Annotated in this window: 26 protein-coding genes; 9 read left to right on the top strand and 17 right to left on the bottom strand. The window is 58.9% G+C overall.

The window, feature by feature from the left end; all coding sequences use genetic code 11:
• Positions 1-42: 42 nt before the first annotated feature.
• A complete protein-coding gene (locus tag LB453_RS18660; protein WP_224481548.1) occupies positions 43-252 on the bottom strand; it encodes an NUDIX hydrolase in 210 nt (69 codons plus the stop codon).
• Positions 249-485 carry an NUDIX domain-containing protein gene (locus LB453_RS18655; RefSeq protein ID WP_224481547.1) on the bottom strand — a complete coding sequence of 79 codons (237 nt, stop codon included), beginning with the start codon at positions 483-485 and terminating at the stop codon, positions 249-251. Before LB453_RS18655 ends, LB453_RS18660 begins: the two co-directional genes overlap by 4 nt.
• A 746-nt stretch (positions 486-1231) precedes the next feature.
• On the opposite strand from LB453_RS18655, the gene acnB reads away from it, so the two are divergent.
• Together acnB and yacL are read left to right on the top strand one after the other, a co-directional pair.
• Entirely contained in the window at positions 1232-3829 is a 2598-nt protein-coding gene (acnB, locus tag LB453_RS18650; RefSeq protein WP_103794042.1) for a bifunctional aconitate hydratase 2/2-methylisocitrate dehydratase, read from the top strand.
• Between the two features lie 153 nt (positions 3830-3982).
• A complete protein-coding gene (yacL, locus tag LB453_RS18645) occupies positions 3983-4345 on the top strand; it encodes a protein YacL (protein WP_103793960.1) in 363 nt (120 codons plus the stop codon).
• A gap of 143 nt (positions 4346-4488) precedes the next feature.
• Here the strand turns inward: yacL and LB453_RS18640 are convergent, their stop codons facing one another.
• From LB453_RS18640 to LB453_RS18625, 4 genes are read right to left on the bottom strand one after another with little or no spacing between them, the layout of a single operon-like run.
• The gene (locus LB453_RS18640) at positions 4489-5808 is read right to left on the bottom strand and encodes an MFS transporter (protein ID WP_103793961.1); all 1320 of its coding nucleotides are present in this window, start codon (positions 5806-5808) and stop codon (positions 4489-4491) included.
• Positions 5809-5850: 42 nt separating this feature from the next.
• Positions 5851-6804, bottom strand: a complete 954-nt coding sequence (locus tag LB453_RS18635; protein WP_103793962.1) for a phosphoglycerate dehydrogenase — start codon at positions 6802-6804, stop codon at positions 5851-5853.
• A 57-nt stretch (positions 6805-6861) separates the two neighbouring features.
• The gene (locus LB453_RS18630; RefSeq protein WP_224481546.1) at positions 6862-7746 is read right to left on the bottom strand and encodes a dihydrodipicolinate synthase family protein; all 885 of its coding nucleotides are present in this window, start codon (positions 7744-7746) and stop codon (positions 6862-6864) included.
• 10 nt (positions 7747-7756) lie between these two features.
• Positions 7757-8905 (bottom strand): iron-containing alcohol dehydrogenase, encoded by a 1149-nt coding sequence (locus LB453_RS18625; RefSeq protein WP_103793964.1) that lies wholly within the window; start codon positions 8903-8905, stop codon positions 7757-7759.
• A gap of 189 nt (positions 8906-9094) precedes the next feature.
• Between LB453_RS18625 and dtnK the strand changes: the two genes are divergently transcribed.
• Genes dtnK through LB453_RS18610 form a run of 3 tightly spaced genes read left to right on the top strand, consistent with a single transcriptional unit; the run spans position 9095 to position 12095 of the window.
• The gene (dtnK, locus tag LB453_RS18620) at positions 9095-10354 is read left to right on the top strand and encodes a D-threonate kinase (RefSeq protein WP_103793965.1); all 1260 of its coding nucleotides are present in this window, start codon (positions 9095-9097) and stop codon (positions 10352-10354) included.
• Complete coding sequence (locus LB453_RS18615) at positions 10347-11327, top strand: D-threonate 4-phosphate dehydrogenase (protein WP_103793966.1); 981 nt, start codon at positions 10347-10349, stop codon at positions 11325-11327. The genes dtnK and LB453_RS18615 overlap by 8 nt, the downstream gene beginning before the upstream one ends.
• 6 nt (positions 11328-11333) lie before the next feature.
• Positions 11334-12095 (top strand): DeoR/GlpR family DNA-binding transcription regulator, encoded by a 762-nt coding sequence (locus LB453_RS18610; RefSeq protein ID WP_103793967.1) that lies wholly within the window; start codon positions 11334-11336, stop codon positions 12093-12095.
• 412 nt (positions 12096-12507) lie between these two features.
• On the opposite strand, the gene speD is transcribed toward LB453_RS18610, so the two are convergent.
• The 3 genes from speD to LB453_RS18595 form a co-directional block, all read right to left on the bottom strand.
• Complete coding sequence (speD, locus tag LB453_RS18605; protein ID WP_103793968.1) at positions 12508-13317, bottom strand: adenosylmethionine decarboxylase; 810 nt, start codon at positions 13315-13317, stop codon at positions 12508-12510.
• Positions 13318-13331: 14 nt separating this feature from the next.
• Positions 13332-14201, bottom strand: coding sequence for a polyamine aminopropyltransferase (gene speE, locus LB453_RS18600; RefSeq protein WP_103793969.1), 870 nt, complete (start codon positions 14199-14201; stop codon positions 13332-13334).
• Between the two features lie 107 nt (positions 14202-14308).
• The gene (locus tag LB453_RS18595) at positions 14309-14656 is read right to left on the bottom strand and encodes a YacC family pilotin-like protein (protein WP_103793970.1); all 348 of its coding nucleotides are present in this window, start codon (positions 14654-14656) and stop codon (positions 14309-14311) included.
• A 180-nt stretch (positions 14657-14836) separates the two neighbouring features.
• Between LB453_RS18595 and cueO the strand changes: the two genes are divergently transcribed.
• Positions 14837-16432 carry a multicopper oxidase CueO gene (gene cueO, locus LB453_RS18590; RefSeq protein ID WP_103793971.1) on the top strand — a complete coding sequence of 532 codons (1596 nt, stop codon included), beginning with the start codon at positions 14837-14839 and terminating at the stop codon, positions 16430-16432.
• Here cueO and LB453_RS18585 read toward each other — a convergent pair whose 3' ends face one another.
• Positions 16433-17716, bottom strand: coding sequence for a cystathionine gamma-synthase family protein (locus LB453_RS18585; protein ID WP_103793972.1), 1284 nt, complete (start codon positions 17714-17716; stop codon positions 16433-16435). It abuts the gene before it with no gap.
• A 271-nt stretch (positions 17717-17987) separates the two neighbouring features.
• On the opposite strand from LB453_RS18585, the gene hpt reads away from it, so the two are divergent.
• The 3 genes from hpt (at position 17988) to LB453_RS18570 (ending at position 20438) form a co-directional block, all read left to right on the top strand.
• The gene (gene hpt / locus LB453_RS18580) at positions 17988-18524 is read left to right on the top strand and encodes a hypoxanthine phosphoribosyltransferase (RefSeq protein ID WP_103793973.1); all 537 of its coding nucleotides are present in this window, start codon (positions 17988-17990) and stop codon (positions 18522-18524) included.
• Between the two features lie 223 nt (positions 18525-18747).
• Positions 18748-19671, top strand: a complete 924-nt coding sequence (locus LB453_RS18575; RefSeq protein WP_103793974.1) for an ABC transporter ATP-binding protein — start codon at positions 18748-18750, stop codon at positions 19669-19671.
• The gene (locus LB453_RS18570) at positions 19668-20438 is read left to right on the top strand and encodes an ABC transporter permease (protein WP_103793975.1); all 771 of its coding nucleotides are present in this window, start codon (positions 19668-19670) and stop codon (positions 20436-20438) included. Before LB453_RS18575 ends, LB453_RS18570 begins: the two co-directional genes overlap by 4 nt.
• A gap of 179 nt (positions 20439-20617) precedes the next feature.
• Here LB453_RS18570 and panD read toward each other — a convergent pair whose 3' ends face one another.
• The 7 genes from panD to dksA all read right to left on the bottom strand — a co-directional run bounded on the left by panD (position 20618) and on the right by dksA (position 26190).
• The gene (gene panD, locus LB453_RS18565) at positions 20618-20998 is read right to left on the bottom strand and encodes an aspartate 1-decarboxylase (protein ID WP_103793976.1); all 381 of its coding nucleotides are present in this window, start codon (positions 20996-20998) and stop codon (positions 20618-20620) included.
• Between the two features lie 40 nt (positions 20999-21038).
• Complete coding sequence (gene panC / locus LB453_RS18560; RefSeq protein WP_103793977.1) at positions 21039-21893, bottom strand: pantoate--beta-alanine ligase; 855 nt, start codon at positions 21891-21893, stop codon at positions 21039-21041.
• Positions 21894-21908: 15 nt separating this feature from the next.
• Positions 21909-22703 (bottom strand): 3-methyl-2-oxobutanoate hydroxymethyltransferase, encoded by a 795-nt coding sequence (gene panB, locus LB453_RS18555; RefSeq protein ID WP_103793978.1) that lies wholly within the window; start codon positions 22701-22703, stop codon positions 21909-21911.
• An 88-nt stretch (positions 22704-22791) separates the two neighbouring features.
• Positions 22792-23277 carry a 2-amino-4-hydroxy-6-hydroxymethyldihydropteridine diphosphokinase gene (gene folK, locus LB453_RS18550; RefSeq protein WP_103793979.1) on the bottom strand — a complete coding sequence of 162 codons (486 nt, stop codon included), beginning with the start codon at positions 23275-23277 and terminating at the stop codon, positions 22792-22794.
• Complete coding sequence (pcnB, locus tag LB453_RS18545) at positions 23274-24695, bottom strand: polynucleotide adenylyltransferase PcnB (protein WP_224481783.1); 1422 nt, start codon at positions 24693-24695, stop codon at positions 23274-23276. Before pcnB ends, folK begins: the two co-directional genes overlap by 4 nt.
• 39 nt (positions 24696-24734) lie before the next feature.
• Complete coding sequence (gluQRS, locus tag LB453_RS18540) at positions 24735-25664, bottom strand: tRNA glutamyl-Q(34) synthetase GluQRS (RefSeq protein ID WP_103793981.1); 930 nt, start codon at positions 25662-25664, stop codon at positions 24735-24737.
• 70 nt (positions 25665-25734) lie between these two features.
• Complete coding sequence (gene dksA, locus LB453_RS18535; RefSeq protein ID WP_033749555.1) at positions 25735-26190, bottom strand: RNA polymerase-binding protein DksA; 456 nt, start codon at positions 26188-26190, stop codon at positions 25735-25737.
• Positions 26191-26283: the final 93 nt, after the last annotated feature.

Below are 26283 nucleotides of genomic sequence, written 5' to 3'. Positions count from 1 at the left end.
TTCAGAAAAAGCCTCCGAAAGGGGGCTTTTTTATGGGCGGGTTTATTTTAGTTGCATCGACTTGATGATGAGATCGCGAGAAAAGATAGTTTCGCTTGATTGCTCAATCTCCTCTTTTGTCCTCCAGTGGTGTCTCTGGGTGAAGTGCTGCTCATTGTTACTCCAGCCGATGACATCGGCCTCCTGACTGTTCACCCTAACCACAAAGAAACGCTCGTCCGTAAGAACCGTTTCTCCACTCGGCAGCATCATCCTGAGCTGTTTTTTGCTACCTGTAAGCCGGGCGCTTTATATATAAAGCCTGTTTCTTCGTAAAGTTCTCGCGATGCTGCTTCTTCGAAAGATTCATCTTCTTTGAGTCCACCGTCGGGCGTTGCCTGGTACGAGTTTCCTGTAAGTACATCGTTTTCAGGTTGAAACTGAAAAAGAAGGATATGGTTTTCAGGTGAAAGAATTATCAATCCCGATGCCGGACGCGTACCCATTATTTCTTGTCAGGGCTTTCTGGATTTTATCTGAGTTAACTTGAAGGCTTAGGGGCAGATGGAAGAAAATAATGAACGATAACTGGCGCGACCCATACCCTGTTTTTTCTTTCAAAATTAAGTTTTTGATTTTTATTGATTTATTTTGATTCTGCGAAAAAGGGTTTTGATGAGGATTTGGTCAAAAATAATTTCTAATGAGCAAGTTAGAATGTGTTGGCAACAGTTCACTGCCGTACAGGCAGCCTGGAAATTTTTGCATCTCGCCGGTAAAACGCACCAGCAGTTCACTGCCGTACAGGCAGCCTGGAAAGACACATACGCAGCTCACAGGCAGTCATAGTGTACAGACAACCTCAAACAGACATTCTTATTTTAAACCTCCGTTTACTTCATTTTAACGCGTAACCCATAACCAATACGCCTGTCTCCTCATAAAAAATTAATCCAAAAGTTATATCAACACCTTCGGCACTGCTGAGTTATTTCTTGATGCAGCTATCTTCAGGCCAGAGCAAATTAACAAAATCTGCCTCATTTCTTGCCCTCACTTCTCAGCTAGCCCATAAACGCAAAAACCGCACAATTTACCCCTGTTAATTATGTTGTGTTTTTGTAAACGGATTAACAAACAGCCTGAACCCTGCTATGCTGCCCCACGCGGAACCGGGCACCTTACCCTACTCATGGAATGCTTAGCATCAGGGTGCACCGGAGACCCATACAATGTGAGCGAGGAGAACGTCGTGCTAGTAGAATACCGTAAGCACGTTGCTGAGCGTGCTGCCCAGGGGATCGTACCTAAGCCGTTAGATGCTTCCCAGATGGCCGCGCTGGTTGAACTGCTGAAAAACCCGCCAGCGGGTGAAGAAGAATTCCTGACCGATCTGTTGGTCAACCGTGTCCCACCCGGCGTTGATGAAGCCGCCTACGTTAAAGCGGGTTTCCTTGCCGCGGTTGCTAAAGGCGAAACGACCTCTCCTCTGGTATCCCCTGAAAAAGCGATTGAACTGCTCGGCACTATGCAAGGCGGTTACAACATTCATCCGCTGATTGAGGCGCTGGACAACGAGAAGCTGGCCCCGATTGCCGCCAAAGCGCTGTCGCACACGCTGCTGATGTTTGACAACTTCTACGACGTTGAAGAAAAAGCGAAAGCGGGCAATACCCATGCGCAGCAGGTAATGCAATCCTGGGCGAACGCCGAGTGGTACCTGTCACGCCCTGAGCTGGCAGAAAAAATTACCGTCACCGTGTTCAAAGTGACCGGCGAAACCAACACCGACGACCTCTCTCCGGCGCCGGATGCATGGTCTCGTCCAGATATTCCACTGCACGCGCTGGCAATGCTGAAAAACGCACGTGAAGGCATCAACCCGGATGAGCCGGGCAACGTCGGCCCGATCAAGCAGATTGAAGCGCTGCAGGCCAAAGGCTATCCGCTGGCTTACGTCGGCGACGTCGTCGGCACCGGCTCTTCGCGTAAATCGGCAACCAACTCCGTACTCTGGTTCATGGGTGACGACATCCCGAACGTCCCGAACAAAAAAGGCGGCGGTCTGGTGCTGGGCAGCAAAATCGCACCAATCTTCTTCAACACAATGGAAGATGCGGGCGCGCTGCCGATCGAAGTTGATGTAGGCGAGCTGAACATGGGCGACGTGATCGACGTCTACCCGTACAAAGGCGAAGTGCGCAACCACGAAACCGGCGAGCTGCTGGCCAGCTTTGAGCTGAAAACCGACGTGCTCATCGACGAAGTCCGCGCCGGCGGCCGTATTCCGCTGATTATCGGCCGCGGCCTCACCAGCAAAGCGCGTGAATCGCTGGGCCTGCCACACAGCGACGTGTTCCGTCAGGCGAAAGACGTGGCGGAAAGCACGCGCGGCTACTCGCTGGCGCAGAAAATGGTTGGTCGCGCCTGTGGCGTTGAAGGCGTCCGCCCTGGCGCTTACTGCGAACCGAAGATGACCTCGGTAGGTTCTCAGGACACCACCGGTCCTATGACGCGCGACGAGCTGAAAGATCTGGCGTGCCTCGGCTTCTCCGCCGATCTGGTGATGCAGTCATTCTGCCACACTGCCGCCTATCCGAAGCCGGTCGACGTTAACACGCACCACACGCTGCCGGACTTCATTATGAACCGCGGCGGCGTCTCGCTGCGTCCGGGCGACGGCGTTATCCACTCATGGCTGAACCGCATGCTGCTGCCGGACACCGTCGGCACCGGCGGCGACTCGCACACCCGCTTCCCGATCGGCATCTCGTTCCCGGCGGGTTCTGGCCTGGTGGCTTTCGCCGCCGCGACCGGCGTCATGCCGCTCGATATGCCGGAATCTGTACTGGTACGCTTTAAAGGCAAAATGCAGCCGGGCATCACCCTGCGCGATCTGGTGCACGCCATCCCGCTGTACGCCATCAAACAGGGCCTGCTGACCGTTGAGAAGAAAGGCAAAAAGAACATCTTCTCTGGCCGCATCCTGGAGATCGAAGGTCTGCCGGATCTGAAAGTCGAGCAGGCGTTTGAACTGACCGATGCGTCTGCTGAGCGCTCAGCGGCGGGCTGTACCATCAAGCTCGATAAAGCGCCGATTATCGAATACCTCAGCTCCAACATCGTGCTGCTGAAGTGGATGATCGCAGAAGGCTACGGCGATCGCCGTACGCTGGAGCGTCGTATCCAGGGCATGGAAAAATGGCTGGCGGATCCGCAGCTGCTGGAAGCGGACGCCGACGCCGAATACGCGGCGGTTATCGAGATCGATCTGGCCGATATCAAAGAGCCGATCCTCTGCGCGCCGAACGATCCGGACGACGCGCGCCTGCTCTCTGACGTGCAGGGCGAGAAGATCGACGAAGTGTTTATCGGTTCGTGCATGACCAACATCGGTCACTTCCGCGCGGCAGGTAAGCTGCTCGACAGCCATAAAGGCCAGCTGCCGACCCGCCTGTGGGTTGCGCCGCCGACCAAGATGGATGCGGCTCAGCTGACTGAAGAGGGCTACTACAGCGTCTTCGGTAAGAGCGGTGCGCGTATCGAGATCCCGGGCTGCTCGCTCTGCATGGGTAACCAGGCGCGCGTGCAGGACGGCGCGACGGTGGTTTCTACCTCGACGCGTAACTTCCCGAACCGTCTCGGCACCGGCGCTAACGTCTACCTGGCATCGGCTGAACTGGCTGCGGTCGCGTCGCTGCTCGGCAAACTGCCGACGCCGGATGAGTATCAGCAGTTTATGGTGCAGGTGGATAAAACTGCCAGCGACACATACCGCTACCTCAACTTTGACCAGCTGGATCAGTACACCGATAAAGCAGACAATGTGATTTTCCAGACTGCGGTCTGAGTGACTCACTAAAAAACAAAGGGGCGATAATCGCCCCTTTTTCTTTTGCCTTTTCCCCGCAATAATGTCGCCCCGATCTCACTTTAGCGTTGATGATGCGCACACACTATTCTGGTGCGGATTCACTCGCGTCATTAACCAAAGGGTTAGCCCATGGAATACGAATTTTTACGCGATCTCACCGGGCAGGTGAAAGTACGCATGTCAATGGATCACGAAGCGGTGGGCCACTGGTTTAACGAGGAAGTGAAAGAAAACCTGGCGCTGCTGGACGAGGTCGAAGCCGCGATGCGTAGTATCAAGGGCAGCGAGCGCCAGTGGCAGCGCATTGGCCATGAATATACGCTGTGGATGGACGATGAAGAGATCATGATCCGCGCTAACCACCTTGCCTTAGAGGATGACGGGCTGGAAGAAGGCATGAACTACTACGACGAAGAGAGCCTGTCGTTCTGCGGCGTGGAGGATTTTCTTGCCGTTATGAACGCCTACCGCCAGTTTTTACAGGGGCGCTGAGTCAGCGCGGCCACTCCGATCGCTGAACGCCGTCAGCACCGCCGTTTCAAGCCACTCTTGCAGGCGGGTAGCCTGATCAATATTGCGCCGCGTTAAACGCAAAAAGGCTCCGATCGCCATCAGAGCCTTTTTGCCCGCGCCTGTCAGACGCTGCTGGCGACCGCCTGCGGCTCTGGCGCTTTCTCTTTATCGACAATCGGCTCAACCTTGCCCATCAGGAACAGATAGTTGAGGATGCCGATAACCACCAGCACGGCGGAGAAAACCAGCGCCCAGGTAAAATTGCCGGTGGCGCCAACAATCGCGCCGGTGATAATCGGGCCGACCGCGCCGCCCATATTCGACACCGTATTCTGCAGCCCGGCGACGATAGAGACGCTGTTTTTCGGCGCCACGTCGCCCGGCAGCGCCCAGACCTGCGAGGCGGCCACGGTGGTGCCCGACTTGGCGATACAGAGCAGCAGCACGGTCATAAACACCGATTCGGTAAAGGGCGCGAACCCGATGCAGAGCGCCATCAGCAAGCCAATGGTCAGAAACAGCTTGCGCGTGGCGGTCAGCGACAGCACCTTTTTATGCACCATGCGATCCGACGCCCAGCCCGCCAGCACCTCGATCACCATGCCGCAGATCAGCGGCAGCGCGGCGACGAAGCCCATCTTCAGAAAGTCCATGCCCTTGTCTTTCACCAGATAGGTCGGCAGCCAGGTAATAAAAAAGTAGGAGGTGTAATTGATGGTGAAAAAGCCGATGCACATCGCCCAGATATTGCGGTAGCGCAGCAGCCGGTACCACTTCATCGGCCGCACGCCTTTCTCACCATGTTTCTGCGCCTGGCCGTCGCGGATCAGACGCACTTCGTTCTGGTCGATCCTTTTATGGTCTTCCGGGTTCTCGGCATAGATAAAATACCAGGCGATGACCCAGAACAGGCCGATGGCGCCGATAACCAGAAAGGTAATGCGCCAGTCCACCATGGCGATCATCCAGACGATGAGCGGCATCGCCACCGCGCCGCCGAATTTCGAGGCGCTGTCGAACAGCCCCGATACGGTGGCGCGTTCGCGATCCGGGAACCAGCGCGCGGCGATGCCCGCGTTGCTGGGATAGGCGGCCGCTTCACCGACGCCCAGCGCCAGGCGCAGCGCCAGCAGCGATTTAAAGCCGGTCGCCAGGCCCATCGCCATGGTGGCGATCGACCACCAGCCGACTGCGATGCCGAGCCCTTTTTTCTGACCAAAACGGTCGGCGAACCAGCCCGCCGGGATTTGCAGCAGCGCATAAGACCAGAAGAAGGCGGCCATAATCAGGCCCATCATCTCCGGGTTGATCTCCAGCTCGGTGATCAGATGCGGTGCGGCGGCGGAGAGCACCGTCCGGTCAATATAGTTAATGGCGACCGCCAGCCACATCAGGCCAGCGATCCACCAGCGAATTTTGGTCGAGCGCAGCGTAGAGTTCATCATTATTTTCCACTCGAATCAGGTTGCAGGCGAGGGCGGCGCTTACGCCAGCCCGTTCATAACGTTGATCGGCCGCTCGCCCTGTCGGACGCACTGCACAATCTGCGCCACGCAGCGTTCGCCGATAGCGCTGATGGCGCCGTCGGTGTAGCCAGCGATATGCGACGTCGGGATAAAATTCGGCAGGCTAAACAGCGGGTGCGAAGTGAGTGGCTCCTGGACAAATACGTCGGCCGCCGCACCGGCAATTACGTTGTCCTGCAGCGCATGGAAGAGATCCTCTTCATTGACGACGCCGCCGCGCGAAACGTTGATCAAAAAGGCGCGCTTCTTCATGCGGCGCAGACGCGCACCGTCGAACAGGTTGCGCGTCTCGTCGGTCAGCGGCGTGTGCAGGGTAATAAAATCGCTCTCTTCGGTCAGCTGGTCGAGGCTGACAAAGGTGATGCCATGCTCGGCGGCAAAGGCTTCGTCAGGATAGAAGTCAAAGGCGATGACGCGCATGCTGAAACCTTTTGCACGCAGCGCCACCTGCTTACCGATATTGCCCAGCCCGATAATGCCCAGCGTTTTGCCGTAGACGTCGGTTGCGAAAATACGCGGCCAGTTGCCCGCGCGCGTTTCCGTTACCGCCTGAGTCAGCTGGCGCGCGCCGCTGAGGATCAGCGCAAAGGCGAAGTCGGCGACGGCATGCTTGTTGGCGTCCGGCACGTTGGTCACGTAAATCCCGCGCGCGCGCGTGGCGTCGAGGTCGATATTATCGACGCCGACGCCGTGCTTGCAGACAATTTTCAGCGCAGGCGCCTGCGCCAGCAGCGCGTCGTCTACCTCGGTAAAGGCGACGATCATCGCCACGGTCTCTGGCAGATGCGGCGCCAGCGCTTCTGCCGGCGCGTCGGCGGGCAGGGTCACCAGCTCAAAGCCGTGCTGTTTCAGGGTATCAATCGGCGTCGTGTCATATCTGGCGAACGACGGCGAGGTGCAGATTATCTTCATCGCGTTTCCCAATGGGTTTAAAGCAGAAAAGGGCAGCAACGGCTGCCCTGACGGCCATTACTTCAGGTACTGATTGACGACCTGACGGATTTTTTGCTCTTCGTCGGCGCTGAACCGCACCGCATAGCGACTGTCGCCTACGTCGTAGCCCAGCAGCGATACCGCCTTCTTCACCGCCGCTGGCGAGAAGCCGATGCTGTAGAGATCGGTCCGCAGGCCGGTGACGTTCTCCTGCGCCGCGCGCGAGCCCTCAATATCGCCTGCGTTGAAGCGCGACCAGATGGCGTTGATTTCGTTCGGGGCGGCGTTGGCCAGGCCCGAGATACAGGCGGAGCAGCCGTCGACGAAGCCCTGATGGATCAGCGAGTCCGGCCCGTTAAGCACGTCGAAGTTCTCGATGCCTTCCGCCGCCTTGATAAAGCCGCTCAGGCTCTCATAGCTGCCCGCCGAGTCTTTGATGCCGATAATGTTGGGATGGGACGCCAGGGCACGCACGGTGTCCGGCTGTAGCGTATTGCCGGTTCGTGCCGGAATGTTGTAGAGGAACAGCGGCACCTCAAGCGCGTCAGCGACCGTCTGGTAGTGATAGATCAGCTCTTCCTGACGAAGCGGCACGAAGTAGGGCGTGATCACAGAAACCGCATCCACGCCCAGCTTCGCGATCTGCCTGCCGAGACGGATGGTCTCACGCGTCGAGATCTCGCCGATATGCGCCACCACCGGCGCGCGGCCGTTAACTTCATCAAGACAGGTCTCGGTGACGGCGAGCTTCTCCTGCTCGTTCAGCACAAGGAACTCGCCGTTGGTGCCGCCGCAGAAGATACCGTTGCCTGCGGCCAGCTGGCGTTTTACCTGCTCGCGCTGGGCGGCGGGGTTATAAGCACCTTCCGAATCGAAGCAGGTCACGATAGCGGTCAATACGCCGGTAATTTTCTGACTCATATAATCCTCTTTATTCCTGATGTGAAGGGAACAGCGTCAGGTAGACGTCACGGACGTCATTCGCGCTGACGGCAGCGGGTACGTTCTTCATCAGACGTTGCACGTCGAGCGCCGCTTCCACTAAATAGGGCAGGTGATCCGGGCCGATGCCAAGCTCTTCCAGGCTGGCTGGCAGCTTCAGTCGTTTAACCAGCGCGGTGAACCAGGCCACCAGCGCGTGCGATTTTCTCTCGTTATCCAGCGAGGTATCCGCATCCGGCAGCAGATCGTAAGCCTGCGCGAATTTGTCTACCGCTGCCGGTCGTACAAAGGCCATGCAGGGTGCCAGCAAGATGGCGTTGGCGACGCCGTGCGGCAGATGATATTTGCCGCCCAGCGGATAGGACATGGCGTGCACCAGATGCGTGCCCGCATGGGCGATCGCCGCGCCGCCGTAATAAGAGGCCCACAGCATATCAAGCCGCGCCTGCAGGTTGTGCGGCTCGGCAACGGCAGTTTCGAGGCTGGCGAACAGCTTCTTCAGGCCGATCAGCGCGTAGTTGTCGCTTACCGGATTGGACACCGTGGCGGTAAAGCATTCAATCAAATGACAAAGCGCATCGATGCCGGTGGAAGAGGCGATATGCGGCGGCATGCTGGTGGTCAGCTCCGGCACCAGCGCCACGAAGTCGGGCAGCATCACCGGCGAGATAATGCCGACTTTGGTTTCACGTTCGGGAATAGCGAGGATCGCATTAGGCGTCGCTTCCGAGCCGGTGCCGGCGGTAGTGGGGATCAGCAGCGAGGTGGTGCGCGCGGTCGGCTTTTCGCCCGCCAGCAGCGCCTCCAGCGACGGGGCATTACTGACGCACAGCACCGAAAGCAGCTTGGCGACATCGAGCACGCTGCCGCCGCCGACGCCGATAACCAGATCCACATCGCGCGTGGGCAGCGCCGCCAGCACCGCGGCGACATCATGCTGGCTCGGTTCCGGCGGTACGCTGTTAATCACGCTGACGCGAACAATATGCTGTTTCAGCTGGGCGATAAGCGCCTGCACCGCCGGGATGGTTTCAATATTCTTGTCCGTCACCAGCAGCGCGCTGGCTTTTCCTTTCAGCAGATAGCTAATGTCGTTCAGCGCCTGAAAGCCGCTAATTACCGTGCTGTTGATATTCATTTTATACCCTTATTACTGCGAAGCCTGAGCGAATGATTAAATTTGGTCAAACGGGTGCGATATCTGTCACTTGCTGTGGTTAAGTTTATAGAGCATATCGATTTTGATTAATTTGATCTTGCTCACATATAATCAACCGTGATTGAATATAATCATTCGGTAGCAGCATGCAGCTCAACGGGAGAGAAGATGACGCAGAAGTCATGGAAAACGCCGGTGTTGGTTATTGCCGATGACTTTACCGGCGCTAACGACGCCGGCAGCGGGCTGGCAAAGGCGGGCGCTCGCGTGCACGTCCTGTTCAGCAGCGAAGCGCCGCTGGATGTCGCCGCCGCTGACGTCTGGGTGATCAGCACCGACAGCCGCGCCGTCAGCGCCGCAGAGGCGGCGGCGCGTACCGAAGCCGTGGTGCGGCGGCATCAGGATTTTATTGCGCAGGGCTGGCTGTTTAAAAAGATCGATTCCACGCTGCGCGGCAATATCGGCGCCGAAGTGCGCGCCGCGCTGGCTGCCAGCGGCAAGCAGCGGGCGCTAATCGTCCCCGCCGTGCCGCGGCTGGGACGGGTGACGCGCCGCGGCGAGGTGCAGGTCAACGGCGTGCCGCTGACCGAGACCGAATACGCCAGCGATCCAAAAACGCCGGTGATCAGCGCGCGGGTGTTAACGCAGCTTGGGATCGCGGGCAGGGAGATCGATCTCGCCGCGCTGCGCAGCGATCGCTTTGCCGCGCTGCTGGCGGAGCAGCAGGGCGCAGTGGTGATCGATGCGGAAAGCGAGAGCGATATTGCGCTTATCCTGGCCGCCGCCGCGCAGCTTGACGAAACGCCGCTGCTGGTGGGCGCCGCCGGACTGAGCGACGCGCTCGGCGCGCAGCTGGCGGTACGCGCCACTGCGCCGGTGCTGGCCGTTATCGGCTCGATGAGCGCCAGCGCGCAGCAGCAGATCGCCCGGCTGGCGGCGCAGCGAGATATCACGCTGGTGGATATCGATATCCGTCAGCTGTTTGAACGCCCTCGCTGGCCGGACGGCGCGCGCTGGGCGGAGCAGGCTCTCGCTGCGCTGCGCGCCGGTCGCCATACGGTGCTTCGCACCTGCCAGCACGCCGGGCAGCGTCATGAGATCGAGGCGCTGTGTCGGCAGCAGCAGATAACGCGCCAGCAGCTGGGCGAAGCGATTTGCCAGTTTCTGGGCGAACTGACCCTGATGCTCTGTCGCGCGCAGCGGCCCGCAGCGCTTTATCTCTCTGGTGGCGACGTAGCGATTGCGGTTGCGCAGGCGCTGGGCGCCAGCGGCTTTCAGATTCAGGGCATCGTGGCGGACTGCGTGCCGCACGGCGTCCTGCTTAACAGTGAATTTACCCTGCCGGTGATGACCAAAGCGGGCGGTTTTGGCGACGAAAACACCCTGGTAGCAGCCATTCGTTTTATTGAGGAGAAGTCGAGTGAGTAAAATTATTGCGGTGACCATGGGCGATCCGGCGGGCATTAGCCCGGAGATCATCATCAAAGCGCTGGCGGAAGGCGATCTTAACGGCGCGCCGGCGGTGGTGGTGGGATGCGCGGCGACGCTGCGCCGCATCCTTGCTCTGAACATTACGCCGCAGGTCGAGCTGCGCGTGCTGGATAGCGTAAAAGAGGCGCACTTCGCGCCAGGCATTATTAACGTTATCGACGAGCCGCTGGCCGATCCCGATGCGCTGAAGCCGGGCGTGGTGCAGAAGCAGGCGGGCGATCTCGCCTGGCGCTGCGTGAAGCGCGCCACCGAGCTGGCGCTGGCGGGCGAGGTTCAGGCTATCGCCACCGCGCCGCTGAATAAAGAGGCGCTGCACTCGGCGGGCCATCTCTATCCTGGCCATACTGAGCTGCTGGCGCATCTGACCGACACCAAAGATTACGCGATGGTGCTTTATACCGATAAGCTGAAGGTTATTCACGTCACCACGCATATCGCGCTGCGTAAGTTCCTCGACACGCTGAGCCGCACGCGCATCGAAACGGTGATTGGCATGGCGGATACCTTCCTGCGCCGCGTCGGTTTTGAAAAGCCGCGTATCGCGGTGGCGGGCGTTAATCCGCACGCTGGTGAAAACGGTCTGTTTGGCGACGAGGAGATCACCACCGTCGCGCCGGCGGTGAAGGCGATGAAGGCGCAGGGCATTGAGGTTTTCGGCCCCTGTCCGCCCGATACGGTGTTCCTGCAGTGTCAGGAAGGGCAGTATGACATCGTGGTGGCGATGTACCACGATCAGGGACATATCCCGCTGAAACTGCTTGGCTTTTACGACGGCGTGAATATCACTGCCGGTCTGCCGTTTATCCGCACCTCTGCAGACCACGGCACCGCTTTTGATATCGCATGGACAGGTAAAGCGAAGTCTGAGAGCATGGCGATCTCCATTAAACTCGCGATGCAGTTAGCATAGGGAAATATGAAGGGACAAAGTCGCCTTGACCAGATTATGGACTATCTGAAAAGCCATAATCTGGTGACTGTTGATCAGCTGGTGAGCGCTATTTCCGCCTCGCCGGCAACCATTCGACGTGATTTGATTAAGCTGGATAAAGAAGGCGTGATTAGCCGCAGCCACGGCGGCGTTACGCTGAATCGTTTTATTCCGGCGCAGCCTACCACGCTGGAGAAGATGCAGCGTAATCTGGCGGAGAAGCAGGCTATCGCCCACCACGCCGCCACGTTCGTGCAGTCGGGCGATGCGGTAGTGCTGGACGCCGGCACCACCATGCTGGAGCTGGCGCGTCAGCTGACGCATTTGCCGCTGCGCGTGATTACCGCCGATCTGCATATCGCGCTGTTTCTCTCGGAATTCAAACAGATTGAAGTGACCATTATCGGCGGCCGCATCGACGACTCGAGCCAGTCGTGCGTAGGTGAGCACGGGCGGCGTCTGCTGCGCAGCATTAATCCCGATATCGCTTTCGTCAGCTGCAACTCCTGGAGCCTGGAGCGTGGCATCACCACGCCGACAGAAGAGAAGGCCGGGCTGAAGCGCGATCTGCTGGCGAATGCGCGCCGTCGCATTCTGCTGGCTGACAGCAGCAAATATGGCTCCTGGTCGCTGTTCTGCGCCGCCCCGGTGGATGAGCTGACCGATGTGGTGACCGACAGCCGGTTAGACGAAGAAGTGTGCCGCACGCTGCGCGAGCGCGGAATTGCGCTGGCGCTGACGGATTAACGCTGCGGGTCGTTTAGCTGGCACCCGCTGCGCTTTTTTCTCGTTGAAATAAGGGGAAGGGCAGGACGGCCGCGCCTGTTTATTGGGCATGCGTGGGATTGAGCGCTTCGGCTGAAAAGTACGATCCTGTTTTTTATTTCAAAACTAATCAGCCTTTCTCGCCTGGATTTTTTTCGGCATCCTTTTGCACACCCTTTTTTATAGGCTGGCTGTAATTTATTGAAAAATAAGGCGCGGCAGTGCGTGTCTGATAAAAGGGGTTTTGGCTCAATATTGCTGCTTTTTAGTGGGATATGAGCAGGTTAGTTTGGTAAGGTAACCGTTCACTGCCGTACAGGCAGCTTAGAAATTAAAACCCCCAAAGAAATCGGCGCGCGTCTGCCGCTATGGCGTGACATCGCGCGCCTGGTCATTAAAAGGTCTTCAGGCCCACAGCCGGAATATTGCGGCCGTAGTAAATCTCGCGCATCTCCTTCCACAGCAGGTCGGTAATGCGTTTGTGTTCCGCCGGGCTGAGATCTTCAGGGCGGGTATTGAACAGGTAGTGCTTCAGGTCGAACTCTTTCAGCAACATCTTGGTGTGAAAGATATTTTCCTGATAGACGTTCACATCCACCATGTCATACATCGCCTTCATATCTTCCGACATAAAGTTCTGGATCGAGTTAATCTCATGGTCGATAAAGTGTTTCACGCCGTTTACGTCGCGGGTAAAGCCGCGCACGCGGTAGTCGACGGTAACGATATCGGACTCCAGCTGGTGGATCAGGTAGTTCAGCGCCTTCAGCGGGGAGATCACGCCGCAGGTTGAGACTTCGATATCCGCACGGAAGGTGCACAGGCCGCCTTCAGGATGGCTTTCCGGGTAGGTGTGCACGCAGATATGGCTCTTGTCCAGGTGCGCCACAACGGAATTAGGCAGCGGACCAGGATGCTCTGAATTGTCGATATCCTTTGGATCGATCGGCTCTTCGCTCACCAGAATGGTGACGCTGGCGCCCTGCGGTTCATAATCCTGGCGCGCAATATTAAGCACGTTCGCGCCGATAATCGAACAGGTTTCCGTCAGGATCTCCGTCAGGCGATTGGCATTGTATTGCTCATCGATATAGGCGATATAGCCATCGCGTTCGGCTTCAGTATTCGCATAACAAATATCGTAAATACAAAAACTCAGGCTTTTGGTCAGGTTGTTGAAGCCATGCAGTTTAAGCTTTTGCAATTTGGTTCACCTCCTTATAAAGGCTGTTCAGCGGACAGGGCGGTCAGCAGGTACTGCGGCAGCGCAAAGCTGCCGGCATGGATAGCCGGGTTATAGTAGCGGCAGGTCAGGCCCGACGCCGCGAAACGCGTTTGCAGCGTGGCGAGGTCAAGGTGACGCAGCGCCGGATTATCGCTTGCCCAGGCGAAAGTCATAATGCCGCCGTAGTAGGTCGGGATCGCTGCCTGATAAAAACTGACGTCGGCGAAATAGTGGCTGAGTTTACGATGGCTGTTGATCGCTTCCTCCTGCTGCAGAAAGCAGACGCCGTTCTGCGCCACGAAAATGCCGCCAGGATTAAGGGCGTTTTTGCAGCCAGCGTAAAATTCTGAGGTGAACAGGCTCTCGCCCGGTCCGACAGGATCGGTGCAGTCGGAGATGATCACATCGAATTTTTCCTGAGTCTGGCTGACGAAGTTTACGCCATCGTCGATCACCAGATTGAGACGCGGATCCTGATAAGCGCCCTGGCTGTGATTAGGGAGATATTGCTGGCAAAAGGTCACTACGCCGGCGTCAATCTCTACCATCGTTATGCTTTCCAGCTGCTGATGACGTGCCACCTCGCGCAGCATCGCGCCGTCGCCGCCGCCGATAATCAGCACGCGCTTCGCCGCGCCGTGCGCCAGCAGCGGCACGTGCGTCATCATTTCGTGATAGATAAATTCGTCGCGCTCGGTGGTCTGCACCACGCCGTCCAGCGCCATTACGCGGCCCATCTGCGCGTTTTCGAAGATGATCAAATCCTGATGCGCGGTCTTTTCCCGGTACAGCTCTTTATCGACCGTGAAATATTGTCCGAAACCGGCATGAAGGGTTTCATACCACATTTCTTTTTGCGCCATGGTGGGCTCCTCTCTGATGACTTGGCCATGAAAAAGAGCGGCATATCATAACCAGGAGTGACCGTGCATGCACGGTCAAATGAACGGCGTAAAGGCGGGCGTGCGGCTTATTTAACGTAGGCGAGCAGGCTGAGGGAGTCGCGCGCCAGCGACTTGCACTTCTTGTCGTTGGTAATGGCGATGCCGCTCAGATCTTTATAGCTCGCTTCGCCAAGCGCCTTCATGTTGTAGGCCGCGTAATTACTCAAATCCCAGCGGTTCTGCTGAGCGAAAAACACCAGGGCTTTGCGGATTTGCGCATCAGGCAGATCCTGATAGCCGCAATCATTTTTCAGGTAAACGAATACCGCGGTGAGATCGGCCAGATCTTCTGCTTCGGATTCGCTTAGTGCGAAGCTGGTGGAGGAGAAGCCAAAGAGTCCTGCCAGTAACAGGATCCTGATGCTTTTCTTCATAGTAATTCTCATTCATTAATCATCATGTGACGATAGCACAGTGACTGGCAGGATTCCGATTATTTTGCCGCTGGAAGGCCGCTCGAGCACTTTTTTCAGGCGTTTCCGCTAACAGGGCTTGACCCTCCCGCAGGGGAAGGGTTTAGGCTGTGGTTCCCTTATCACACGGATGAATAAGCTATGCATCGTCGCCACTTTCTCAAACTGACCGCAGCGCTGAGCGCGGCCGGGGCGCTGCCGCTCTGGAGTCGATCCCTGATGGCAGCCAGCCGTCCGCTGCTGCCGATTCCTTCACGGCTGGAGCCAGATCCGCGCGGCCAGATCCAGATCACCGCCATGACCGGCACCAGCCAGTGGCAGGGCAAGGATGTGCCGACATGGGGCTACAACGGCGCGCTGCTGGGGCCAGCCATCGTGCTGCGCCGCGGCAAGCAGGCCACGGTTAATATCCTTAACCGCCTGCCGGAAGCGACCACGCTGCACTGGCACGGGCTGGCGATCCCCGGCGACGTCGACGGCGGGCCGATGGCGCGTATTGAACCGGGTGCGACGCGCCAGGTCAGCTTTACGCCGGATCAGCCCGCCGCTACCTGCTGGTTCCATCCCCATCTGCATGGCAAAACCGGCCATCAGGTGGCGCAAGGACTGGCGGGCCTGATCCTGCTACAGGATGAGGAAACCGACAAGCTGCGCCTGCCGTCGCAGTGGGGCTCAGACGATGTGCCGCTGATTTTCCAGGACAAGCGGCTAACCCAGGACGGCAGCCGCATCGACTATCAGCTCGATATCATGAGCGCCGCGGTAGGCTGGTTCGGCGATATGATGCTGACCAACGGCGTACAGTATCCGCAGCAGGCGGTGCCGCGGGGCTGGCTGCGCCTGCGCCTGCTGAACGGCTGCAACGCGCGCTCGCTGCATATCGCCGCCAGCGACAACCGACCGCTCTATGTTATCGGCAGCGACGGTGGCCTGCTGGCGGAGCCGGTGAAGGTGACGTCGCTGCCGCTGCTGCCGGGAGAACGCTTCGAGGTGATGGTCGATACCTCTGACGGCAAAACCTTCGATATCGTCACTCTGCTGGTTGAGCAGATGGGCATGACGCTGGCGCCGTTCGACCAGCCGCTGCCGCTGGTGCAGATCCTGCCGCTGCGCGTAATGGCGAGCGCGACGCTGCCGGATAGTCTGGTGCAGCTGCCGCCGGTTCCCTCGGCGGAAGGCGCTAACGCACGCTGGCTGCAGCTAATGATGGATCCGCAGCTCGATCGGCAGGGCATGGCGGCGCTGATGCAGCGCTACGGCGATAAAGCGATGGGCAAGGCTGGCGGCCATCACGCCATGCCGGCAGCTGGCGGCCATGAGGGGATGGCGATGAACGGTCACGATATGCCGACGCATGACGCGCACGGCGGCGGCGCAGCGCAGGGCTACGATTTCCACAGCGGCAACAAGATCAACGGCCAGGCCTTTAATATGGCGAAGCCGATGTTTAACGTTACGCCCGGCCAGCTGGAAAAATGGACCATCTCCGGCGAAGGCGACAAGATGCTGCACCCCTTCCATATCCACGGCACGCAGTTCCGCATTCTTTCAGAAAACGGCAAGCCGCCTGCGCCGCACCGGCAGGGCTGGAAAGATATGGTCAATGTCGACGGCTGGCGCAGCGAAGTGCTGGTGCGCTTTGACCACCGCGCCGCCGCCGAACACGCCTATATGGCGCACTGCCACCTGCTCGAGCATGAAGACACCGGCATGATGCTGGGCTTCACCGTCGGCTAATCAGGCTTTCTCGAGCGCCAGGCGAATATCTTCCACCAGATCGCCGGCGTTCTCGATGCCGATAGAGAGGCGGATAGTGGCGTCGCTGATGCCGATGCGCTGCCTGACCGCCTCCGGCACGCCAGAATGGGTGGTGCTGCCGGGGTGGCTGGCAAGGGACTCGGTGCCGCCCAGGCTCACCGCCTGTTTAAACAGCCCCAGCGCGTTAAGGAAACGGAAGGCGGCGGGCTGTCCGCCCACAATATCAAATGAGAAGGTCGAGCCGGCGCCGCTGCACTGCTGGCGGAAAGTACGGCCTTCGGCGCTGTTCTCGTCGAGGTAGGGCAGCCACTGCAGCTTCGCCACCTTTTCATGGTCGCGCAAAAAGGCGGCCACCGCCTCGGCGTTCTGCCAGGCCTTCTCCATGCGCAGCGACAGCGTCTCCAGCGAACGGCCAATCATCCAGCTGGAGTGGGGATCGAGCTGGGTACCGATGGCGCTGCGCAGCGAGCGTATCTGGGTAATCAGCGCCTTGCTGCCCATCGCCGCGCCGGCAATCAGGTCGGAGTGACCGCCGACATATTTGGTCAGCGAGTAGAGCGAGATATCGGCACCGAAGTTCAGCGGACGCTGAAACAGCGGGCCGAGCAGGGTATTGTCGCAGGCGACCACCGGACGCGATCCCTGCTGCTGGCCAATCTCATCAGCGATGCGCGCGATCAGCGCAATATCGACCAGGCTGTTGGTGGGGTTGGCCGGCGTCTCGATCAGGATCAGCGCGACGCGACCCTTGCTCAGCGCCGTCTGCGCGGCGGCGCGCACTTTCTCTTCATCGGTGCCGTCGCTGAAGCCCACCGGCTCAATATTCAGGTTATGCAGCGTTTTGCTCAGCAGCGTCTCGGTGCCGCCGTAGAGCGGCTGCGAGTGCAGGATCACATCGCCCGGGCGCGCAAAGGTCAGCAGCGTGGTAGAGATGGCCGACATGCCCGACGAGAACAGGGCGCAGCTCTCCGCCTCTTCATAGATCGCCAGCCGATCTTCAACGATTTCGCTGTTGGGATGGTTAAAGCGCGAATAGACCAGCCCGCCGCTTTTGCCTTCCGGCGGTTCACGCCGTCCCGCCACATAATCAAAGAAGTCACGCCCCTCTTCGGCGCTGTTAAAGACAAAGGTCGAGGTCAGAAAGACCGGCGGTTTGACCGCACCTTCCGACAGGCGCGGATCGTAGCCGTAGTTAAGCATCTGGGTTTCGGGATGCAGCTTACGATCGCCAATATGGGTTTTTTTACTGGAGTTATGGGACATGGGATCTCCTGCTCAGCGCAGATGTAAGGTAACGATATGTTGGTCATAAGCTAACACGCAGCGGAATGTTCTGTTAAAGGCCGGTAAGTTCTAAGTTTATATCATCTGCGTACCCTGAGCCTGACGGCGGCTTAGCGCTGCATCTCGCCGCGTCTGGCAAGCTGTGATACTCTCCTGCGAATCGCTACCCGCTCAGGTCTGTGCGGGTTCTCTCTGTTCATCCGCTGCTGAGGATGAACGATCCCTTTAAAATCAACGAGAAGTACAGGTTTTGAAACATACTGTTGAAGTGATGATTTCCGAAGAGGCGATCGCAACGCGCATTGCCGAACTGGGTAAAGAGATTTCCGAGCGCTATCGCGACAGCGGCAGCGAGATGGTGCTGGTCGGTCTGCTGCGCGGCTCCTTTATGTTTATGGCCGATCTCTGCCGCGCCGTCGAGGTGCCTCACGAAGTCGACTTTATGACCGCCTCCAGCTACGGCAGCGGCATGTCCAGCTCGCGCGACGTAAAAATCCTCAAGGATCTCGATGAAGATATTCGCGGCAAAGATGTGCTGATTGTCGAAGATATCATCGACTCCGGCAATACGCTGAGCAAGGTGCGCGAGATCCTGCGCCTGCGCGAGCCGAAATCTCTCGCCATCTGCACGCTGCTGGATAAGCCCGAGCGTCGCGAAGTAGAAGTAACGGTGGAGTATGTCGGCTTCACCATTCCTGACGAGTTCGTGGTCGGCTTCGGCATCGACTACGCCCAGCGCTATCGTCATCTGCCCTTTATCGGCAAAGTGGTGCCGCTCGAATCCTGAGCCTGACCGCACGATCTTCCAAGGCCGACCGCCTCGGCCTGGTGTAGGCTGTGCTCCGATTCAGGAGTTCAGCCTTCACCTCCGCAAAAAAATGCCCACCCAGGAAGATTTTACGCTCAGGGTGGCTCATCATAAGTAGCAACGTTGCGGCGACATCGCGTCAGCCAGCGGCTCGCTATGTCTATCGCGACTCACCGACATTAAAACAGGATATGGATTCGGAATGACTTATGCACTGGAACTTTCCCGGCTGACCAAGACCTATTCCGGCGGCGTGCAGGCGCTGAAGGGCATAGATCTTAAGGTCGAAGCCGGCGATTTTTATGCGCTGCTGGGGCCAAACGGCGCGGGCAAATCGACCACCATCGGAATTATCAGTTCGCTGGTGAACAAATCTGGCGGCAGCGTACGGGTGTTCGGCTACGACCTCGAAAAAGAGGTGGTGAACGCCAAACGCCAGCTCGGCCTGGTGCCGCAGGAGTTTAACTTCAATCCGTTCGAGACCGTGCAGCAAATTGTGGTGAACCAGGCGGGCTACTACGGGGTAGAGCGCCGCGATGCGCAGCAGCGCGCAGAGAAGTATCTGACGCAGCTCGATCTCTGGGGCAAGCGCAACGAGCGCGCGCGGATGCTCTCCGGCGGCATGAAGCGCCGTCTGATGATCGCCCGCGCGCTGATGCATGAGCCGAAGCTGCTGATCCTCGACGAACCGACGGCAGGCGTCGATATCGAGCTGCGTCGCTCGATGTGGACCTTCCTTAAAGAGCTGAACGAAAAAGGCACCACCATTATTTTGACCACGCACTATCTGGAAGAGGCAGAGATGCTGTGCCGCAACATCGGCATTATCCAGAGCGGCGAGCTGGTGGAGAACACCTCGATGAAGGGACTGCTGGCCAAGCTGCAGTCGGAAACCTTTATTCTCGATCTGGCGCCGGGCAGCGCGCTGCCGACGCTGGAAGGGTTCCAGTATCGTCTGGTGGACGCCTCAACGCTGGAGGTTGAAGTTATGCGCGAACAGGGTCTGAACAGCGTGTTCGGCCAGCTGAGCGCGCAGGGCGTGCAGGTATTAAGCATGCGTAACAAGGCGAACCGCCTGGAAGAGCTGTTTGTCAGCCTGGTGCAGGGTAAAGGAGTAAAAGCATGACACATTTGTACTGGGTGGCGCTTAAGAGTATCTGGGCCAAGGAGATTAACCGTTTCGCGCGCATCTGGATCCAGACGCTGGTGCCGCCGGTGATCACCATGACGCTCTATTTTATTATTTTCGGCAACCTGATCGGCTCGCGCATCGGCGATATGCACGGCTTCAGCTATATGCAGTTTATCGTGCCGGGCCTGATTATGATGGCGGTGATCACCAACGCCTACGCCAACGTCGCCTCGTCGTTCTTCAGCGCCAAGTTTCAGCGCAATATCGAAGAGCTGCTGGTGGCACCGGTGCCGACGCATATCATTATTGCCGGCTATGTCGGCGGCGGCGTGGCGCGCGGTCTCTGCGTCGGGGTGCTGGTCACGGCGGTTTCGCTGTTTTTCGTGCCGTTCCACGTTCACTCCTGGCCGATGGTGGCGCTGACGCTGCTGCTGACGGCGATCCTCTTTTCGCTGGCTGGCCTGCTGAACGCGGTATTCGCGCGCACCTTCGACGATATCAGCCTGATCCCGACCTTTGTGCTGACGCCGCTGACCTATCTGGGCGGGGTGTTCTATTCGCTGACGCTGCTGCCGCCGTTCTGGCAGGCGGTGTCGAAGCTTAACCCGGTGGTCTATATGATCAGCGGCTTCCGCTTCGGCTTCCTCGGCATCAACGACGTGCCGCTGGTATTTACCCTGTCGGTGCTGATCGCCTTTATCCTGGTGTTTTATATTCTGGTCTACACGCTGATTCAGCGCGGACGCGGCCTGCGCACCTGATAAAAAAAGCAGCCGGATGGCTGCTTTTTTTTGCCAGACGGCTCAAAAGCCTGACAAGTGGGCGACGTGAACCGAAGAGCAAAGCGTCCCACGCCATGGAAGGCGTGGGCCGAGCGGGCAGGGATGCCATCTTTTGCGTCTTTGCGATCGGTTCACGCCGCCCACGTCAGCACCGCCCCTCAGGCGACCTGCACCGGCAGCGCCTTCGCCAGACGCTTCATCTGATTGTCGCCCTCAAAATAGGCCACCTTCGGCTGCCACTGGCGCGCTTCCGCATCCTCCACCTGCACGTAAGAGCAGATAATCAGGATATCGCCTTCGCAGGCGCAGCGTGCCGCCGCGCCGTTTACCGAAATAATCTTCGATCCGCGTTCGGCGGCGATAGCGTAGGTGGAAAAGCGCTGGCCGTTGGTGACGTTATAGATATCGATGGCTTCATACTGCAGGATGCCAGAGGCGTCGAGGAAATCCTGATCGATGGCGCAGGAGCCCTCATAGTGTAAATCCGCCTGGGTCACCTTCACGCGATGCAGCTTGCCTTGTAAAACGGTACGTATCATAACCAGAAGACCTTGTTGTTCTGCCTGAAAACGACCCCGCTTACTGCGTGAGGTCGACCTGTTGATTATCAATAAGACGCGCTTTGCCCAGCCATGCCGCCATCAGGATCACCGCGCGGCGGCTCTCGACCGTCAGCGGCTCCAGCGTATCGGCGTCGCAAATCGCCAGTCCGTCCGGACGCAAACCCTTCTCGCCAAGTTCTGCCTCGGCGGCTTCGATAATCTCTTCGATATGGCGTTCGCCGTTAGCGAGGCGCGCCGCCATCCCGTTCATCACCTGCGCCAGCGCAGGCGCAAGCTGACGCTCGTCGTCGGTGAGATAGCCGTTGCGCGAGCTGAGCGCCAGACCATCTTTGGCGCGCACCGTTGGTACGCCGACAATCTCAATATCGAAGCCCATATCCGCCACCATCTTGCGGATAATCGCCAGCTGCTGAAAATCCTTTTCGCCGAAACAGGCGATATCGGGTTGCACCAGATTAAACAGCTTGCTGACGATGGTGGCGACGCCGCGAAAGTGGCCGGGACGGCTTGCGCCTTCCAGCAGCGATGACAGCACCGGCACCTCGACGAATGTCTGGTTCGCCAGCCCGTGCGGATAAACCTCCGCAGGCGAAGGCGCGAACACCACGTCGACCTTACGCCGGTTAAGCTTCTCGCAGTCCTCCTGCAGCGTACGCGGATAGCGCGCCAGATCGTCGGCGCGATCGAACTGCATTGGGTTAACGAAAATCGACACCACGACAATATCGCCGCGCTCGCGCGCCTCGTCCACCAGCGTCAGATGACCGTCATGCAGGTTGCCCATGGTCGGCACCAGCGCGATGCGTTTTCCCTGCTGCCGCCAGCGACGAATTTCACGGCGCAGCATCGGCAGCGTTTCAATGATCAGCACGGTAAAGCTCCTGGATTACTGGAAACTGTGTTCAGCCGCGGGGTAGGTTCCCGCTTCGACTTCGGCGATATAGTGACGGATAGCGGCGCGCATGTCGCCCGCCTCCGCGAGAAAGTTTTTCGCGAATTTCGGGATATGGCCGCCGGTAATGCCGAAGGCGTCATGCATCACCAGAATCTGGCCGTCGGTGACGCTGCCCGCGCCAATGCCGATAACCGGAATTGTAAGCGCCTGGGTAATGCGCTGCGCCAGCGAAACCGGCACGCACTCCAGCACCATCAGCTGCGCGCCCGCGGCTTCCAGCGCCAGCGCGTCGGCCAGCAGCCGCTCGGCGGCCGCCTCATCGCGGCCCTGCACCTTATAGCCGCCGAAGATATTCACCGACTGCGGCGTCAGGCCGAGATGGCCGCATACCGGCACTGCGCGCTCGGTCAGCATACGCACCGTCTCCACCAGCCACTCGCCACCCTCCAGCTTCACCATATTGGCGCCGGCGCGCATCAGCTGCGCGGCGCTGTCGAAGGTTTGCTGCGGCGTGGCGTAGCTCATAAAGGGCAGGTCGGCCATCAGCAGCGCCTGCGGCGCGCCGCGGCGGACGGCGGCGGTGTGATAGGCAATATCGGCGACGGTGACCGGCAGCGTCGACTCATGGCCCTGAACGGTCATGCCGAGCGAATCGCCAATCAGCATCACCTGAATGCCTTCGTCGGCGAACAGGCGGGCAAAGCTGAAATCGTAGGCGGTCAGGGTGGCGAACTTACGTCCGCTGGCTTTCCACTGACGCAGATGAGAAATAGTGGTGGGTTTCATTGCGCTCTCAACTCAAGTATTTCAGATGGGCGCAGTGTACTGGATAGCGGGGGAGAGCGGAATCTCCCGCGTATCAATCTGTGCGGCGTCAGCCGTGCCAGGGGCGAATGGCGCTGGCGTCGAGGCGAGCCAGCAGGTCGCGCAGCGGGCGGCCGTCCGGCAGCGTCGCGTCGGGCGCGATCTCCAGCAGCGGCACCAGCATAAAGGCGCGGTTGTGCATATCGTAGTGCGGCACGATCAGGCGCGGCGTGTTGAGGTGCTGCTGGCCGAAAAGCAGGATATCGATATCGAGCGTGCGCGCTCCCCAGCGTTCCGCCTTGCGTACGCGACCGTGCTCAAGCTCGATACGCTGGGTATGATCCAGCAGCGCTTCCGGCGCCAGATCGGTTTCCAGCGCCACCGCCGCGTTCAGGTAATCCGGCTGGTCCGGCGGGCCGTAAGGTGGCGTGCGGTAGAAAGAGGAGGTGGCGACGCGCGCCGTATCCGGCAGCGCGTCCAGCGCCCGCAGCGCCGCGTCGACCTGGTGCAGCGGATCGGCAAGATTGCTGCCGAGCGCCAGGTAGACGCGCGTCACGAGGCGCTCTGACCGTCGCGACGCGGCGCAGCCGGACGGCGGCGCGGACGGCGCGTTTTGCGGCGCGGCGCCGGGTCGTCGCCCAGCGTATTGAGCATGGTTTTCTGCTGCGTCGGCGCGGCGGCCTGGAATTCGCCCCACCAGTGGCTGAGGCGGATTAGTTCCGGGTTATTCTCCACCTCGGCGCGCAGCGCCAGCAGATCGTAGGCGGCGCGGAATTTTGGATGCTCCATCAGCTTCCAGGCGCGTTTGCCGTGGCGGCGCGACATGCGCAGCTGCAGCTGCCAGATATCGCGGATCAGCGTGGTGATGCGTTTCGGGATAGCCAGCGCGCGGCAGGCTTCATCCAGCGTATCGTTCATCGCCATCGCAAAGGCGTCGAAATAGGTCAGGCCGCTCTCCTGGGCGATGCGCTGCGCCGCCTCAAGCTGCGGATACCAGAACATCGCCGCGAACAGGAAAGCCGGGTTGACGCGCATATCGTTATGGATGCGGTTATCGGTGTTTTTCAGCACCTGCGCCACCATCCGCTCCATATAGCTGTCGCCATCTTCGGTGAAGTTGCGCGTGATGGTAGGGAACAGCGGCTGGAACAGCTGGAACTCGCGCAGCTTAACATAGGTGCTGTAGCCGTAGCCCGCCTGCAGCAGCTTCAGCGACTCTTCAAACAGGCGCGCCGGCGGAATATCGCGCAGCAGCGTGGCGAGACGCGGGATCGGCTCGGCGGTTTCCGCCGCAATGGTCATATCCAGCTTGGCGGCGAAGCGCACCACGCGCAGCATACGCACCGGATCTTCGCGGTAGCGCGTCTCGGGATCGCCAATCAGGCGGATAATACCCTGCTGCAGATCCTGCAGGCCGCCGACGTAGTCGCGTACCGTAAAGTCGGCGACGTTATAGTAGAGGCTGTTGATCGTCAGATCGCGGCGCTGCGCATCATCCTCGATGCTGCCAAAGATGTTGTCGCGCAGCAGCATGCCGCTCTGGGCGCGCTGCGACTGATTGCGATCCTCTTCAACATCCTCTTCGGTCTGATGATGGCCGCGGAAGGTCGCGACTTCGATCACTTCAGGGCCGAACATGACGTGCGCCAGACGGAAGCGACGCCCGACCAGACGGCAGTTGCGGAACAGCTTGCGCATCTGCTCTGGCGTGGCGTTGGTGGTGATATCGAAGTCCTTGGGCTTTTTACCCAGCAGCAGGTCGCGAACGCCACCGCCCACCAGATAGGATTCGTAGCCTGCTTTGTTCAGGCGATAGAGGACCTTGAGGGCATTTTCGCTAATGTCTTTGCGCGAGATGTTATGGCTCTCACGAGGGATAATGGTCATCTGATGACGCTCAGTTTCAACCTCGACAGGCGCCTCCTCATCACGCATGAGGACTTTCCGGCAAAAATTAGCAACTCGGGTAAAAATGGGACACCTCGACAGCGACGTAAAGTGGTGTAAATAAAATCAGCGGCTAATCATAGCCTGTTGCGAATCATTTAGGAATGGTGTTGTCGGCTCAGCCGGTTTCGGGGCGTTCTCCCGGGGTATCAAAGCGATATTCCACTGCGAGAGGGCGCTTTCCAGCAGTTTCTCCTGCGTTTCATCCCGCCAGCCTGCCGAAACGGGCTGCCCCAGAAAGCGCAGCGCCTGCACCAGCAGCGGTCGCGGATCCCCTGCGGGCAGGGAAGGCGCATGATTCTGCTTCGACAGTTTGTTGCCGTCCAGGTTGAGCGCCAGCGGCAAATGCAGATAGTCAGGCACCGGCCAGCCGAACTGCTGATAGAGCGCAATCTGCCGCACCGTCGGCTCAATCAAATCCGCGCCGCGCACAATCTCCGTCACGCCCTGAAAATGGTCGTCGACCACCACCGCAAGGTTGTAGGCAAACAGGCCGTCGCGACGATGAATAATAAAATCTTCCTGCGCCAGGCGCGCATCCACCGATAAGCGGCCGTGCAGCCGATCCTCGAAGCTGAAAACCGGCGCGTGCTGGCGCAGGCGCAGCGCAGCATTTTCCGGCCCCAGCTGGCGATCGCGGCAGTGACCGTCATAGAACCCGCCGATCTGCTGGATGCGGCGACGGGTACAGGTGCAGTAATAGCTCTGGCGATGCGCCTGCAGCCAGGCCAGCGCCTCGCGATAGGCGTCATGACGCTGCGACTGCCACAGCACCTCGCCGTCCCAGTGCAGGCCGTAGTGCTCCAGCTGTTGCAGAATACGGGTGGCGGCGCCGGGGACTTCGCGCGGCGGATCGATATCTTCAATGCGCACCAGCCAGCGGCCGTTTTGCGCGCGCGCGTTCAGATAGCTACCCAGGGCAGCAATCAGCGAGCCGAAATGGAGGTCGCCAGAAGGCGAGGGGGCGAAGCGCCCGATGCAGGGATGCGTAGACACAGGCTTTAAAATTCACCGCACAGCGGCACAGCAGCGTGCTTTTCCGCAGTGCGGTGAGTCAGGCTTGGCGTTAGCCAGCCATCTGTTTTTCGCGGATTTCTGCCAGCGTCTTGCAGTCGATACAAAGATCGGCGGTCGGACGCGCTTCCAGACGGCGAATGCCGATCTCCACGCCGCAGGATTCGCAGTAGCCGAAGTCGTCATCTTCAACTTTCTTCAGCGTCTTTTCGATCTTCTTGATCAGCTTACGCTCGCGGTCGCGGTTGCGCAGTTCAAGGCTGAATTCCTCTTCCTGCGCAGCACGGTCAACCGGATCCGGGAAGTTCGCCGCTTCGTCCTGCATATGCGAGACGGTACGGTCAACTTCATCACGCAGCTGATTGCGCCAGGCTTCCAGAATCTTGCGAAAATGTTGCAGCTGGGCTTCGTTCATATACTCTTCGCCCGGCTTCTCCTGGTATGGCTCCACCCCAGCGATGGCGAGAATACTCAGGGACGATGTTTTACGGTTTTGCCCTTCTTGCATGTTGTTTCTCCTGGATAACACGCACTATACCTTTTGTGGTTCAGCGCCAGCGATTAGGCGTCAGGCGGATGAGTGTAGTCAGTGATCTACATT

Source organism: Pantoea agglomerans (assembly GCF_020149765.1).
GTDB classification, from domain to species: domain Bacteria; phylum Pseudomonadota; class Gammaproteobacteria; order Enterobacterales; family Enterobacteriaceae; genus Pantoea; species Pantoea alvi.
This window is presented reverse-complemented; position numbering and strand designations above follow the sequence as displayed.